The organism is Pseudomonas massiliensis (genome assembly GCF_000826105.1).
Lineage (GTDB): Bacteria > Pseudomonadota > Gammaproteobacteria > Pseudomonadales > Pseudomonadaceae > Aquipseudomonas > Aquipseudomonas massiliensis.
In genome coordinates this window covers 639,460-654,272 of sequence record NZ_CCYK01000006.1, presented here as the reverse complement: position 1 = coordinate 654,272, position 14,813 = coordinate 639,460, and the positions used below count along the sequence as shown (strand labels likewise).

The 14,813-nt window shown below is 62.4% G+C and carries 13 protein-coding genes and 1 pseudogene; 10 read left to right on the top strand and 4 right to left on the bottom strand.

Annotated features, from left to right (window positions below; all coding sequences use genetic code 11):
- Positions 1 to 9: 9 nt before the first annotated feature.
- Complete coding sequence (locus BN1188_RS22450; RefSeq protein WP_456300027.1) at positions 10 to 123, bottom strand: small membrane protein YohP; 114 nt, start codon at positions 121 to 123, stop codon at positions 10 to 12.
- Between the two features lie 58 nt (positions 124 to 181).
- A complete protein-coding gene (locus BN1188_RS09005) occupies positions 182 to 904 on the bottom strand; it encodes a DUF4198 domain-containing protein (protein WP_040261057.1) in 723 nt (240 codons plus the stop codon).
- A gap of 178 nt (positions 905 to 1,082) precedes the next feature.
- Here BN1188_RS09005 and BN1188_RS09000 point away from each other — a divergent pair, with 178 nt between their 5' ends.
- From BN1188_RS09000 to BN1188_RS08975, 6 genes are all read left to right on the top strand, one after another.
- Positions 1,083 to 2,009, top strand: coding sequence for an ABC transporter substrate-binding protein (locus BN1188_RS09000; protein ID WP_040261056.1), 927 nt, complete (start codon positions 1,083 to 1,085; stop codon positions 2,007 to 2,009).
- A gap of 27 nt (positions 2,010 to 2,036) precedes the next feature.
- Positions 2,037 to 3,548: a sugar ABC transporter ATP-binding protein gene (locus BN1188_RS08995; protein WP_040261055.1), complete on the top strand. Its 1,512-nt coding sequence runs from the start codon at positions 2,037 to 2,039 to the stop codon at positions 3,546 to 3,548.
- Between the two features lie 49 nt (positions 3,549 to 3,597).
- Positions 3,598 to 4,515, top strand: a complete 918-nt coding sequence (locus BN1188_RS08990; protein WP_408633599.1) for an ABC transporter permease — start codon at positions 3,598 to 3,600, stop codon at positions 4,513 to 4,515.
- A 77-nt stretch (positions 4,516 to 4,592) separates the two neighbouring features.
- Positions 4,593 to 5,684 carry an alcohol dehydrogenase catalytic domain-containing protein gene (locus BN1188_RS08985; protein WP_040261053.1) on the top strand — a complete coding sequence of 364 codons (1,092 nt, stop codon included), beginning with the start codon at positions 4,593 to 4,595 and terminating at the stop codon, positions 5,682 to 5,684.
- Between the two features lie 10 nt (positions 5,685 to 5,694).
- Positions 5,695 to 7,233: an FGGY-family carbohydrate kinase gene (locus tag BN1188_RS08980; RefSeq protein ID WP_040261052.1), complete on the top strand. Its 1,539-nt coding sequence runs from the start codon at positions 5,695 to 5,697 to the stop codon at positions 7,231 to 7,233.
- On the top strand, positions 7,226 to 7,963 hold the full coding sequence (locus BN1188_RS08975) for an SDR family oxidoreductase (RefSeq protein WP_040261051.1): 738 nt from the start codon (positions 7,226 to 7,228) through the stop codon (positions 7,961 to 7,963). The genes BN1188_RS08980 and BN1188_RS08975 overlap by 8 nt, the downstream gene beginning before the upstream one ends.
- Before the next feature lie 13 nt (positions 7,964 to 7,976).
- Here the strand turns inward: BN1188_RS08975 and BN1188_RS08970 are convergent, their stop codons facing one another.
- Positions 7,977 to 8,984 carry a LacI family DNA-binding transcriptional regulator gene (locus tag BN1188_RS08970; RefSeq protein ID WP_040261050.1) on the bottom strand — a complete coding sequence of 336 codons (1,008 nt, stop codon included), beginning with the start codon at positions 8,982 to 8,984 and terminating at the stop codon, positions 7,977 to 7,979.
- A gap of 213 nt (positions 8,985 to 9,197) precedes the next feature.
- Here BN1188_RS08970 and BN1188_RS08965 point away from each other — a divergent pair, with 213 nt between their 5' ends.
- On the top strand, positions 9,198 to 9,704 hold the full coding sequence (locus BN1188_RS08965) for a DUF4142 domain-containing protein (RefSeq protein WP_040261049.1): 507 nt from the start codon (positions 9,198 to 9,200) through the stop codon (positions 9,702 to 9,704).
- 50 nt (positions 9,705 to 9,754) lie between these two features.
- Here BN1188_RS08965 and BN1188_RS08960 read toward each other — a convergent pair whose 3' ends face one another.
- A complete protein-coding gene (locus BN1188_RS08960) occupies positions 9,755 to 11,041 on the bottom strand; it encodes an Nramp family divalent metal transporter (RefSeq protein WP_408633598.1) in 1,287 nt (428 codons plus the stop codon).
- Between the two features lie 551 nt (positions 11,042 to 11,592).
- Here BN1188_RS08960 and BN1188_RS08955 point away from each other — a divergent pair.
- The 3 genes and pseudogenes from BN1188_RS08955 to nadA all read left to right on the top strand — a co-directional run.
- Positions 11,593 to 11,724: pseudogene (locus BN1188_RS08955) on the top strand (general stress protein); the annotation flags it as partial.
- Positions 11,725 to 12,349: 625 nt separating this feature from the next.
- Positions 12,350 to 13,597, top strand: coding sequence for a sensor domain-containing phosphodiesterase (locus tag BN1188_RS08950; protein WP_040261047.1), 1,248 nt, complete (start codon positions 12,350 to 12,352; stop codon positions 13,595 to 13,597).
- A 142-nt stretch (positions 13,598 to 13,739) separates the two neighbouring features.
- The gene (nadA, locus tag BN1188_RS08945; RefSeq protein ID WP_040261046.1) at positions 13,740 to 14,798 is read left to right on the top strand and encodes a quinolinate synthase NadA; all 1,059 of its coding nucleotides are present in this window, start codon (positions 13,740 to 13,742) and stop codon (positions 14,796 to 14,798) included.
- The last annotated feature ends 15 nt before the right edge of the window (positions 14,799 to 14,813 follow it).

The following is a 14,813-nucleotide window of genomic DNA, read 5'->3' as shown; positions in this document are numbered from 1 at the left end:
GGGTCACTGTCAGAAGACGAGCTTGAAGAGGGCGATGACCACGATCAGCCCGATCAAGAAAATGATGCCCACGGTGCCGCCGAGGAATTTCAGCATGGTCTTGCTCCTTCTCTGGTAGGTCACCTATAGACCACAGTGTCTGGCCAGGCGTTTCCTCCGATCGAAGCGGCCGCGGGAATCGTTACTCGGCGTGAGGTGCCCCAACGAAGGTCAGGGAGGCGAAGTAGTGCTCGGTGTCCACCGGACCTCCAGCCTTGCCCGGGATAGAGGTTTCCGCGGCTAGCACGTTCAGGCCTTCATTGCGGATGGTCACCTTCACGCGGCCCTGAGCGTCCGTTTTCTCGCCCAGGGTTCCGGGCGCGCCCCGGTAATCGGCATGAACAGCCACCCCCGCAGCGGGCTTGCCAGCGGCCAGTACCCTTACCGGCAAGGCTTGGCCTGGGCGCAGGGTGCTCGGATCTACCTCGGGAATGACCACCAGCCCCCAGCTGTCCAGGGTAGGCAACTGCTGGTAGGGCTGGTGAATGGCGAGGCTGTACTTGGTTGCCTGAATGGACTGCTTGGGGTTTTTCACCTCGGCCCGCGGCTTGTTGGCCCACTGGCCGTCGGCGGATTCGGTCCATACACCCGCGTCCAGTTGCACAGCGCTAAAGGCCGCCGGAGTCGCCGGTTTCAGGCGGGCATGATCGGCAAGCCGCTCCACGCTCAGGGGTACCGGCTTGCCTTCGGCCGTCCAGGCCCAACCGGCCTTGACGCTGGCGGCGTCGTAGGCGTCGTCTTCAGCGCCCTCCCCGAAAACCACCTCGGTATTGCCCCGTCGCTGTTCGGTCCACAAACCATGGGCGCTGGCGCTGGTGCTGACGAGCAAGGCAAGGGCAAGGGTGCAGAAGCGGAAGCGGCTCATAGCGGTTTCTCGGAAAATAAAGCAGGAGATGCTACCCAGCGGCGTCTCGTTTTGCGCGGCTCGGAATGTAACCGGATATTTAATAAACGCTGCCTTGCAAGCCCATAGGACCTCTGCTAGCTTGAGTAATGTTAACGATGACATTCTGTACAAAAACAATAAACACAGGGTCTAACGCATGAAATCCCTTCGGCTTCGTTCCGCCCGCACGCTCTTGTCCATCGCCTTTCTGGCCACGCTTCCATTGGCTGCGAATGCGGCCGCGGCGCCGTTGAAGATCGGCGCCTCGTTCCAGGAAATCAACAATCCCTACTTCGTGACCATGAAGGATGCGCTTACCGAAGCCACCAACAGCATAGGCGCAAGCTTGCTGGTCACTGATGCCCGCCATGATGTGTCCAAGCAGCTCAGCGACATCGAGGACATGCTGCAAAAGGGCATCGATATCCTGGTTCTCAACCCTACGGATTCGGTCGGGGTGCAATCGGCAGTGAAAATGGCCCACGACAAGGGCGTGATAGTGGTGGCCGTGGATGCCCAGGCCGAAGGGCCGCTGGATGCCTTCGTGGGCTCCAAGAACTTCGATGCCGGTGTGCAGGCATGCCAGTACCTTGGGGAGAAACTGGGGGGCAAGGGCGACGTCGGTATCCTCGATGGGATCGCGGTAGTACCTATCCTGGAGCGCGTGCGCGGCTGCAAGGAAGCGCTGGGCAAGTTCCCCGGCATCAAGGTGGTCAGCATCCAGAATGGCAAGCAGGAGCGTGACCAGGCCCTGACGGTCACTGAAAACATGCTCCAGGCCCAGCCCAGTCTCAAGGGCCTGTTCAGCGTCAATGACAACGGTTCCCTCGGTGCGCTGGCAGCCATCGAGGCCAGCGGCATGGACGTCAAGCTGGTAAGCGTCGATGGTTCTCCGGAAGCGATCAAGGAAATCCAGAAACCAGAGAGCAAATTCATCGCCACCTCCGCTCAATACCCGCGCGACCAGGTCCGTCTGGCGCTGGGCCTGGCACTGGCGCGCAAATGGGGCTCGCAAGTGCCCAAGGTCGTGCCGGTGGACATCCTGCTGGTGGACCGCGACAAGGCCAAGACCTTCAGCTGGTAACGCCGTCGGCAAGCAAGGAGGTATGCGATGGGCAGCCTGTTGCGATTGAAGGGTATCGCCAAGCGGTATCACGGCGTGCAAGCCCTCAAGGGCATCGACCTGGCCGTGGAGCGCGGGGAAATCCACGCGTTGCTGGGCGAGAACGGGGCCGGCAAGTCGACCCTGATGAAGATTCTGGTAGGCGTGGAGCGCCCCGACGCAGGCACCATCGAGTTCGATGGCCAGGCGAGACGCTTCGCCACTTACCACGAAGCCATCTCGGTGGGCATGGGCATCGTCTTTCAGGAGTTCAGCCTGATCCCCTATCTCAATGCCGTGGAGAATATCTTCCTCGGCCATGAGCAGGTCGGGCGCTTCGGCCTGCTGCGCAAGAAGGCGATGCGCGCCCGCGCCGAGGCGCTCTGTGCCCGCCTCGGAGTGATGATCGACCTGGATATTCCGGTGCATCGCCTCAGCGTGGCCCAGCAGCAGTTCGTGGAAATCGCCAAGGCCCTGGCCCTGGACGCACGCTTGCTCATCCTCGACGAGCCTACCGCTACCTTGACCCCTGGCGAGGCGGAACTGCTGTTCGATGTGATGCGCCAGCTCAAGCGCCAGGGCGTAGCCATGATCTTTATCTCCCATCATCTGGAAGAGATCTTCCAGGTGTGCGACCGCATCACTGTCTTGCGTGATGGCGCCAATGCCGGCGCGCTGGACACGGACGACGGCGACATCGAGCGCCTGGTGGAAATGATGGTGGGCCGCAAGCTGGCCTGCAGCTTTCCGCCCAAGTCGGCAGGGCCGCGCGGCAAGGTGGTGCTGGATGTCCGGCGCCTGCGCCGCGAGCGCAAGGGGCCAAGCAACAGCTTCACCTTGCATGAAGGCGAAATCCTTGGCTTCGCGGGCCTGGTGGGCGCGGGGCGGACCGAACTGGCCCTGGCCGTGATAGGCGCCCTGCCGAGCGTGGAGCGCGAGCTTTGGTTGCATGGCGAGCCGGTCAAGGTGGCCGACCCTGCCGCTGCCCTGGCCCAGGGCATCGGTTTGCTGCCGGAAAGTCGCAAGAGCGAAGGCCTGGTACTGGATTTCAGCATTCGCGAGAACATTTCCCTGAACAATCTGGGCAAATACGAGGGGGCTGGCAGGCTGATCGACCGCCACCGCGAACACGAGAGTGTGCGCGAACTGATGAAAGCGCTGGCCATCAAGGCACCGGGGCCGGAAAGCCGGGTGATCAACCTCAGCGGGGGAAATCAGCAAAAGGTGGTCATCGCTCGCTGGGTCAACCATCAGTGCAAGGTGCTGATCTTCGACGAGCCGACACGAGGGATCGACGTCGGCGCCAAGGCCGAGATCTATGCCCTGATGCGCAAGCTCACTGAGAAGGGCTACGCCATCATCCTCATCTCCAGCGAGCTGCCGGAAATCATCGGCATGAGCGATCGAGTAGCCGTGTTCAACAAGGGCGCCATAGTGGCAACCCTTGAAGGCGGCGCCATCAATCCCCAGGAGGTAATGCGTCATGCGACCGCAAGCCAGCGAATTGAACTCGCCCAGTGACCGTGCCGCGGCGCTCCCTGGCGCCGCGCGGCCCGACTGGGCCCGCCAGATGATCCGCTCACCGGCGTTCTATCCCTTCGTGGGGTTGCTGCTGGTGACCACCTTCATGATCTTCGCCAGCGACAATTTCCTGACCGCCGCCAACCTAGAGAACATCGTTCGCCAGGTATCGATCAATGCCATCATCGCCGTGGGCATGACCTGCGTGATATTGACCGCCGGCATCGATCTGTCCGTTGGCCCGGTAATGGCCTTGTCCGGTACCCTGAGCGCGGGCCTGCTGGTGGCCGGCGTACCGGCGCCCTTGGCCATCGGCGCCGGGCTGGCCGTAGGCGCCGCCTTCGGCCTGGGCAACGGTATCCTGGTGGCCTACCTGCAGATGCCGCCGATCATCGTGACCCTGGCGACCATGGGCATCGCCCGTGGCCTGGGCCTGCTGTATACCGACGGCTACCCTATATCCGGGCTGCCGGAATGGTTCGCCTTCTTCGGCCGTGGCAAGGTCCTGGGGGTACAGGTCCCGATCCTGATCATGCTGGCGACCTACCTGCTGGCCTGGGTCATGCTGCAGCACACCCGCATTGGCCGCTATCTGTACGCCATCGGCGGCAATGAGGAAGCCGTGCGGCTGTCCGGGATACGCGCGGCCCGCTTCAAGCTGCTGGTGTATGCCATCAGTGGCTTCACCGCCGCCCTTGCCGGCCTGGTGTTGTCCTCACGGCTGATGAGTGGCCAACCCAATGCCGGGGCTTCCTTCGAACTGGATGCCATCGCCGCGGTGGTCCTGGGTGGCGCCTCCATCGCCGGAGGGCGCGGGGTGATCCTTGGCACCCTGGTCGGCGCCATGTTGCTGGGCGTGCTCAACAACGGGCTGAACATGCTGGGTGTGTCCCCGTACGTCCAGAGCGTGATCAAGGGCGCGATCATTCTGCTCGCTATTTTCATCAGCCGTCAGCGCCGGCACTAAGCGTTCTCAAGTCTTTCTTCAAGGCGGCCCTGCCAGGCCGCCGGGATACCTTCGTCTCCAATAAAAGGAAAACCGCCATGCAAGACACCCTCGACACCACCATGCAAGCCGTGGTTTGCCATGCGCCCAAGGACTATCGCCTGGAACAGGTCGGCAAGCCCCAGGCTCGCCCGCTGGAGCTGATCCTGCGCATCGGCGCCTGTGGTATCTGCGCCAGTGACTGTAAATGTCACTCGGGCGCGGCCATGTTCTGGGGTGGCGAGAACCCCTGGGTCAAGGCACCGGTCATCCCCGGGCATGAGTTCTTCGGCTACGTGGAGCAGGCCGGGGAGGGGGCCGAAGAGCACTTCGGGGTCAAAGTCGGCGACAAGGTCATCGCCGAGCAGATCGTGCCGTGCGAGAAGTGCCGGTTCTGCAAGGGCGGCCAATACTGGATGTGCGAGGTACACAACATCTTCGGCTTCCAGCGCGAGGTCGCCGACGGCGGCATGGCCCAGTACATGCGCATTCCCCGTACAGCCATCGTGCATCGCATTCCGGATGCCATCGCGCTGGAGGATTGCGCCCTCATCGAACCCATGGCCTGTGCCATCCATACGGTAAACCGCGGCGACGTTCAGCTCGACGATGTGCTGGTGATCGCCGGGGCCGGCACCCTCGGCCTGTGCATGGTACAGGTGGCGCGCCTGAAGACGCCGCGCAAGCTGGTAGTGATCGACATGGTGGACGAGCGCCTGGAACTGGCTCGTCAATTCGGCGCCGACGTGGTCATCAATCCGGGGCGAGAGGATGCCAAGGCGGTGGTCGCTGGGCTTACCGGCGGTTACGGCTGTGACGTCTACATCGAAACCACGGGGGTGCCGGTAGGGGTGACCCAGGGCCTGGACCTGATCCGCAAGCTGGGGCGCTTCGTGGAGTTCAGTGTGTTCGGTGCCGAAACCAGCGCCGACTGGTCGATCATCGGCGACCGCAAGGAGCTGGATGTGCGCGGCGCTCACCTCGGGCCCTATTGCTACCCGATTGCCATCGATCTCTTCGAGCGTGGCTTGGTCACTTCCAAGGGCATCGTCACCCATAGCTATGGCCTGGAAGACTACGCCGAGGCGTTCGAGCTGGCCAACTCGACCCGCTCGATCAAGGTGTTGCTCAAGCCCGCCGGGCAGGCGTGAGGAGCGGGCCATGGCGTACGTGATCGGGGTCGATATCGGTACCCAGAGCACCAAGGCCCTGTTGGTGGACGCTCAGGGTCGGATAATCGCGCGGCATAGCCAAGGCTATCGGGTGGATACGCCCCGCTCGGGTTGGGCCGAGCAATGGCCAGGCGTCTGGCTGGACGCCGTGTTCGCCTGTGTCGCCGCCTGCACAGCCGAGGCGGCCCTGGCACCGAGGCAGATCAAGGCCCTCTGTATCAGCAGCTTGTATGGCGGCTCCGGGATACCGGTGAGCGCCGCCATGGAGCCGCTGCATCCCTGCCTGATCTGGATGGACCGCAGGGCCGAGGCCCAGGCAGCCCAGGTCAAGGCCGAACAGGATCTGGAGCAGCTGCAGGCTGTCACCGGCAATGGCGTGGACAGCTACTACGGCTTTACCAAGATGCTGTGGCTCAAGCAACAGCGGCCTGATATCTGGAAGAGCACGCGCTGGCTGCTGCCTCCGAACAGTTACATCAACTGGGTGCTGACGGGTGAACTGGCCATCGACCATAGCAGCGCGGGCAACCTCGGCGGCGTCTACGACCTGGATGGCCGTTGTTGGTCGCACGCTCTGCTCGAGGCGCTGGGCCTGGACGCTCGGCTGATGCCGGAGCGCCTGCTGTATCCAGGTGAAGTAGTGGGTGGCCTGCTGGCTGAACCTGCGGCCCGCCTGGGATTGGCCCCCGCTACCCCGGTATTGGCTGGAGGGGTGGATGCGGCCATGGCCACCTTCGCGGCGGGAGCGACCCGCCCTGGCAAGCATGTGGCCATGCTGGGGACCAGCATGTGCTGGGGGCACCTGAACGCTCGCGCCGATGCGCGTCACGGCCTCGTCAGCTTTCCCCATGTGTACCGGGGCGACCGGGACCTCTACAGCTTCGGTGGGGCGCTGACAGCGGGTGCGTCGGTCAGCTGGTTTCACGGCCTTTTCACTGGGGAGGACGACTGCGGGCCTGGCATCGAGGCAGAGTCTCACGCGGCCTTCGAGCACTTGGCCACGGCAGTTTCACCAGGCAGCGACGGCCTGCTGTTCCTGCCCTACCTGATGGGCGAGCGCAGCCCCATCTGGGACGCCAGGGCCAGCGGAGCCTTCATCGGCCTGGGCTTGCGGCATGGCAAGGGCCAGCTCTACCGCGCGGTGCTCGAAGGGGTGAGTTACGCCCTGCGCCATAACATTGAAGCGGGCCGCCAGGCGGTGCACGCCTTGGACGACACCCTGGTGGTGGTGGGCGGTGCCAGCCAGTCCGACCTATGGATGCAGATCATCGCCGATATCACCGGCTTCTCCGTGCTGACCATCGAGCAGGAGGTTGAAGCCGCTTACGGTGCGGCCTTGCTCGCCGCCTATGCCACAGGCTTGCAGACAGCCGAGCAGGTTGAACGAGGCTGGGTACGCCTGCGACGCAGGGCCGTCCCGGAACCTGCCAGGCAGGAACGCTATGAGCGTGGCTTCCAAGCCTATTGCCAGTGCTACCCGGCACTGAAACCGATTTTTCACCAGTTGCGGGATATGGACGATGCCTGACGTACAGTTCGATTTTCAAGGCCAGCAGGTGCTGGTGACCGGTGGCACCAGCGGAATTGGTCTGGAAGTGACCCGGCAGCTGTTGGCGTCCGAAGCTCGGGTACACGTGTTCGGACGCGATCACCAGGTGCTGGCGCGCCTGAGCGAGGAAGGCGCGACAACCTATGAAGTAGACCTGGCCGATCCCGAAGCCATTCTGCGGGCATGCGACCGGCTACCGCCACTGGATGGGCTGGTCAACTGTGCGGGCATCGCCTCGCTGCAATCGGCGGTAGCTCTGGACGCGGCCGCCTTCGATCAGGTGATGGCCGTGAATGTACGTGCCGCGGCGCTGGTGGCGGGGCAGGTGGCCAAGGGCATGATCGCCGCCGGCATAGCGGGGAGCATTGTCAATGTGTCCAGCCAGGCGTCAATGGTCGGGCTCGACGATCACCTGAGCTATTGCGCCTCCAAGGCAGCCATGGACGCCATGACCCGGGTGCAATGCGGCGAATGGGGGCGGTACGGCATCCGGGTCAACGCTGTAAACCCGACAGTCACCTTGACGCCCATGGCGGTCCAGGTATGGAGCGAGCCGGCCAAGCGGGCTCCGATGCTGGCGGCCATCCCCTTGGGGCGTTTCGCCGAGCCACAGGAAGTAGCGCTGCCGGTCCTGTTCCTGCTCGGTACAGCCGCCTCGATGATCAGCGGTGTCTGCCTGCCAGTGGATGGGGGTTATACCAGCCGCTGAAACCAGGCAAAGCCTAAGCGTTAACCAGCTCGCCCACCACCACCTCTCGAGCCCGTGGCCGCAGCGGGTCACGGATACGCTCCAGCAACAGCCGCATGGCCGTGGTACCGGCCCAGGTACCGTTATGAGCCACACAGGGTACCGGGAACTCGAAGATATCCGCGAACGGCAGGCGGTCAATACCACAGATGGCCAGGTCGCTACGATGAACGCCTCGCTCGCGCAGCGCCTTGAGCGCGCCCAGGGTGATCAGCTGGTTGAAGCCGAACAGCGCGTCGGGCAAGGGGTGATCGCGCAGGTAGGCCAGGGTCGCCTGGTAGGCTGGCTCGAGGGTGTAGTCGCCGGCCAGCACGTCCAGCTGAACCGGGTGACCAGCGTTAGCCAGGGCGGTCTTTACCCCTTGCAGACGGTCATGGCTGATCCTGGAGCCCGCCGGACCGGTCAGCACCAGCAATCGTTCAAGCCCTTGGGCTTTATCCAGCAGGTACTGGGCGCCTTTCAGGCCGCTATGGTAGTTGTCCAGAACCACCTGGCTGAAAGGCGCGTCGGCCAGGGCCCGGTCCAACTGCACCACCGGCAGCTCGCCGTTACGCAAGCGCCCCAGGTAACCGGGCTGGTAGCCAGGTTCATCGGAAACCGGTGACAGGATGATGCCGGCGACGCGATAACCCAGCAGGGTCTCGATGGCTTTCTCTTCTACGTCCGCCAGGCCGTCGGTATCGATCAGCATGATGGTGTAGCCGTGCTGTTTGGCCTCCCGGGAAATGGCCTTGATCATCTCACTGTAGAAAGGGTTGTCCACCGAGGCGGTGACCACGCCGACGATCATGCTTTCGCTGCGCTTGAGGCTGCGGGCAAAGGCGTTGGGCACGTAATTCAGTTCCCGCGCCGCGGCCAGGATGCGTTCCAGAGTATCTGGCTTGACCAGGTGAGGCTTGTTGAAGGCCCGAGACACGGTGATAGTGGTGACATTGACCCGGTGAGCCACATCGGTGATGGTCGCGGAAGCCTTTTTGCTCATGAGTCCGAGTGCCCTGATGATCCCTGTCGATGGCTCATGATCCGTACATCGATGCCAGGCCGCAACCCACGGCAGGTTCGCCGGGGCCAGTCTCCAGCGCTGGGCTCCGCGTGCGGGGAAAAAAACCGGAACCCCAGCGCCCTTGTTCCGTCTGAAGGAAAGATGATGCGCGCTTGGCGCGTCTGCCTGTCATTCACGAAAAGGACGATCCGTATGAACAACACGCTCAAAGCCGGCATCTGTGGCGCATTCCTTCTGCTGGGCGCTCACACCGCGTTCGCGGCCGATGCCGAGGACTTCGTCGATGACGCCTCTGCCAAAGGCATCGCGGAAATCGAAGCGGGTAAATCCGCGCTGCAGAAGAGCCAGTCCCAGGACGTGAAAACTTTTGCCCAGATGATGATCGATGATCACACCAAGGCGAACGAAAAGCTCAAGTCCATCGCTACCCAGAAGAAGCTTGAAGTCGCCTCTGACGCAGAGCTGATGGACAAGGCCAAGAAGATGATCCTGGACATCCGTGACGAGTCCTTCGATCGCTCCTACGCCAACAACCAGGTCAAGGCTCACGAGCAGACTATCGAGATCTTCAAGAAAGAAGCCAACGAAGGCAAAGATGCTGACCTCAAGGCCTTCGCCAAGGAAACCCTGCCTAAGCTCGAAGCGCACCTGCAAGCTGCCAAGAAGCTGGCCGCTGCCCATGGTGGCGACGCCAAGTAAGCTTCATCCACTGGCCGGGCAGTGCTCGGCCAGCTCCCTTCAGGCTCGGTTCAGAGCCACTCCTGCACTGCCCCCACCAACAGTTTCACATTCAAGACCACGATGACGGCGGAGATCAGCCAGGCCACGACGGCCAGTCCCCGTCCGGCCACGAGCGAGCCCATCTTGTTACGGTCAGTGACGAAGCGCACCAGCGGGATCACCGCCATGGGCAATTGCATCGACAGGATTACCTGACTGAAGACCAGCAGTTGGGAAGTGCCTCGCTCCCCATAAAGCGCGGTCACCACCACCACCGGCACCACCGCGATGCCGCGGGTGATCAGGCGCCGTGCCCAATCCGGAATACGCAGGTGCAGGAAGCCTTCCATCACGATCTGTCCCGCCAGGGTAGCGGTGACCGTGGAATTGACTCCCGAAGCCAGCAGCGCAACGGCGAACAGGGTCGAAGCGATGCCGATGCCCAGCATGGGCGATAGCAGCTCATGGGCCTTTTCGATATCGACCACATCCGTTCGCCCGCCGGCATGGAACACCGCCGCGGCGGTAATCAGAATGGCGGCGTTCACGAACAATGCCAGGCTCAGGGCGATGGTGCTGTCCGTCACGGCCCAGCGCAGGCCAAGGCGCTTGCCGGCTTCGGTGCGCTCGTAAGCGCGGGTCTGCACGATGGAAGAATGCAGGTAAAGATTGTGCGGCATCACCGTCGCCCCGATGATCCCGATGGCCAGATAGAGCGCTGCCGGGTTGGTGACGATCTCGGCCTTGGGCACGAACCCTTGGAGGATGTCCGCAATGACGGGTTGTGACATCACCATTTGCGCGCCGAAGCAAACGAAAATCAGGGTGAGCAGGGCCACTACGAACGCCTCCAGCCAGCGGAAGCCTCGGTTCATCAACAGCAGGATCAGGAATACATCCGCCGCGCACAGGATGGCCCCCCAGATCAGCGGTATATCGAACAGAAGCTTCAAGGCAATGGCCGTGCCTATTACTTCTGCGAGGTCACAGGCGATGATCGCCAGTTCGCAGGCCAGCCAGAGGAAAATACGCACTGGGCGGCTGTAATGAGCCCGGCAGGCCTGGGCCAGGTCCATACCGGTGGCGATACCCAGACGGGCGGCCAGGGCCTGGAGTACGATGGCCATCAGGTTGGACAGCAATATGACCGACAGCAACAGGTAGCCGAATTGCGAGCCGCCGGCCAGGTCCGTGGCCCAGTTGCCAGGGTCCATGTAACCCACAGCCACCATATAGCCAGGGCCGGCGAACGCCAGAAGGCGGCGAAGCCAACTGCCTGTCTGCGGCACCCTTACGCTGGAGTTGAGCGCGCCCAGGCTGGGCTGCGCGCCTACCCCAAAGCGGCTGAGCAAGGCCGGTTCGCCATCATCGGCTCGGAAATTCGGTCGGTCTTCGGGCTCCGCCACGGTTTTGCTCCACAAGATAGGAAAAAGCACTGGACGCCGCGCCACAGAGCACCCAGCCCTGCCTCGGAAGCGTTCAGGGTGCAACAGTGGCGGTAAGCGGCCAGGTCTGTCAAAGGCTCCGAGCAAACGCCACTGGCCAGCGCCAGGGCGAGGCAGCAGGGGTAAGAACCTCAGAGTACTGGTATCAGAGCTTCAGAAATGGCCAGCGTTCAAGCGCCGTGCTTCGCACACGACGATACGTACAAAAGACTGACGCTTTCGAAGGGCAAGCGCAACGTTGCAAGTAACTCCCTCATCCATATGGAAGTTTCGATTTCGATACCGACTAGTTTGATTTTCGCGGCCAACCGTTTGTCAGCTTGCCTCGGAGAATATAAAAACTAATTCAGTAGACTTGCTTCCATAACTATGTAGCGACCCACATCCAGGAGGATATCGCCATGGCAGCAAAAAGTAAGAATGCGGGTAACTTTGCAAACAACCCGGCGCGCGCGGCTGAAGCCGGCCGCAAGGGGGGGAGTGTGTCTGGTGGCAATTTCGCCAACGACCCGGCCAGGGCAGCCGAAGCGGGTCGCAAGGGAGGCCGTCGCAGCCATCGCGGCGCGGCCAAGAGCAGTACCACCACGGCGTCGAGCTGAAAGCAAAGCCTCAGCTTGATTGTACAAGCGCCTGAACTTGCACAACATCTACCTAGGCGATGTTGCTGCAAGTTCAGGCGTTTTCATTAGTATCGAATCTGCTGGTGCTTCACGCGCAGGCTTCCTACGAATTTTTCAAAATACCCATTCTTTGTTTATTTAATACTCCAATATTTCGGAGCGCCAGACCGTTCGGCGGTTCTTCGCAACTGCCAGCCACTTTCGGTATTCCAAGGTTGTGCAATCTCTCTTATAAGGGGTACAGCATGACCAATCATCACAAACCAACCTATGGCTCTTCCGATCAAGACAAGTCTGGCCATGGCCGAGGCGCGCCGGCCCCAGTAGATGTGAAGACCGATCGTGCGGAAAAGGCCCGGATTGGCGGCCAGCACAGTAACGGCGGGAACCGTCGGCGCGGTGAAGGCTGATTGAATCAGCACGGGAAGGCCGCTAGCCCCGGGTCTTCCCGGCCGACGAATGGTGCGGGAGATGACTCAACTGCCTTCACCGATCGGTGGCGGGTACAAGGGGTATAGAACTATCTTGTAGGTATCGGCTTTTACAAGGAGGTCGGTCAATGCAGCAGTTGACCAATGTAGTGGCCTTGAGGCCCCCGCAGGAAGCAGGGGATGAAGGTATCAACAGGGTTTTGCGGGCGTTGCGCACGCATTTGGACATGGATGTTGCCTTCGTTTCCCGCTTTCGCGAGAGGGATCGCGTTTTCACTCATGTGGACGCTCGCGCGGTTGCGCCGCTCAAGCCAGGCGACGTTTTGCCTCTGGAAGCGGGCTATTGCAAGAAGGTCGTCGATGGCCTGCTCCCCGAACTGATCCCCAATACGGCTCAGGTCCCTATGGCCATGAGCATTCCTGAAACCCGCGCCTTGCCTATCGGAGCGCACCTGAGCGTTCCAGTTCGTCTGAGCGATGGGCAAATCTACGGCACCCTTTGTTGCTTTTCCGCCCTGGCCGACACGACGCTTGGAACGCGCGATCTGGGCATGCTCAAGGTATTCGCCGAGCTGATCGCCGACCGCCTGGAAATGGACCAGCACGCCAAGGAAGAGCGCCTGCGCAAGCACCGGATAATCTGTGCTGCCCTGGCCCAGGCCCAGCCCAACGTCGTCTACCAACCCATCGTCAGCCTGGGCGACGGTACCATCGCGGGCTGGGAAGCCTTGTCCAGATTCAGTTCGCAACCCAAGCGAAGTCCGGACCTGTGGTTCCAGGAGGCCGCGGAGGCCGGCCTGGGCCTTGAGATGGAAGTAAGGGCAGTGGAAAAGGCCCTTGAAGGGCTTGGCCAGCTCCCTGCCTCGCACTACCTGACCCTCAATTGCTCTCCAGCGCTACTCCTGTCGGGGCGCCTGGCCAAGGTTATCAGTGATCATGATCCTGCCAGGCTGGTGCTGGAGCTTACCGAACATTGCGTGGTGCCCGACTACGACGCACTGAGCAATGCCTTGGTACCCTATCGCACGGCTGGAGTGCGCCTGGCCATCGACGACGCCGGGGCCGGGTATGCCAGCATGCGCCATATCCTGCAACTGCGACCTGACATCATCAAGCTCGACATGGCCCTGACCCAGGGCATAGAGCACGACGCACAGCGGCGGGCGATGGCTTCCGCCCTGATTGCCTTCGCCCGGGAAACCGACACCAGCGTCGTCGCCGAAGGTGTGGAAACCACAGCCGACCTGCTCACGCTACGCCGTCTGGGCGCACACAGAGTCCAGGGCTACCTGACCGGCCGTCCGATGCCCCTGGTGCTGGCGGCCAACTGGCAGGTGCCGCGCCTGGCGGAGCTGTTCGAGCCACCTTCCGGCTGATCGCGGCACCCCAAACGGCAAGATGGCTTTTGCCGGGCCGTCTTTCGGTATAGCCTGCGCGCGCCTGTACAACTGCCAGCGAGCCCAGCGCTGGTGGGTGTATAGTGCTCACCGCACACATCAGCGCTTGCAGGTCTGCCTCATGTCACATATTTCCGAACGCTTGCTGGTCCAGGCCCACCTGGACGCTCGTCAGCCCGTTGCGCTCACCGCCGCCGAAGAGGCCGAATACCGCCGCGCCATTGCCGCCGAACTCAAGGCCCGGGACGCGGTGCTGGTCGCCCATTACTACTGCGATCCGGTCATCCAGGCCCTGGCGGAGGAAACCGGCGGCTGCGTGTCAGACTCCTTGGAGATGGCGCGTTTCGGAAACCAGCACAGCGCCAGCACGGTGCTGGTAGCCGGGGTGCGCTTCATGGGTGAAACCGCGAAGATCCTTAACCCGGAAAAGCGCGTGCTCATGCCTACGCTGGATGCTACCTGCTCCCTGGACCTTGGTTGCCCGGTGGAAGCCTTTTCCGCTTTCTGCGATCAGCATCCGGACCGCACCGTGGTGGTGTACGCCAATACTTCGGCGGCAGTGAAGGCTCGCGCGGATTGGGTAGTCACCTCCAGCTGCGCCGTGGAGATCGTGGAAAGCCTGATGGACAATGGGGAGAAGATCCTCTGGGCGCCGGATCGCCATCTGGGCAGCTACATCCAGAAGCACACCGGGGCAGATATGCTGCTTTGGGACGGTGCCTGCATCGTTCACGAGGAATTCAAGTCGCGTCAGCTCGAGGACCTCAAGGCACTCTATCCGGAGGCGGCCGTACTGGTGCACCCCGAGTCGCCAGAATCCGTGATCGCCCTGGCGGATGCGGTAGGCTCCACCAGCCAGCTCATCGCCGCGGCCCAGCGCATGTCCAACCCCATCTTCATCGTGGCCACTGACCGCGGCATCTTCTACAAGATGCAGCAGTTGTGCCCGGACAAGACCTTCATCGAAGCACCTACGGCGGGCAACGGCGCGGCCTGTCGTAGTTGCGCCCATTGCCCCTGGATGGCCATGAACACCTTGCAGCGCACCCTGGAGTGCCTGCGCGAGGGCAGCAACGAGATATTCGTCGACCCGGCGCTTATCCCCCAGGCGATCCGCCCACTCAAGCGGATGCTGGATTTCACCCAGGCAGCGCGCCTGCGCCTGGCCGGCAACGCCTGACGAGCTATCCGGCGG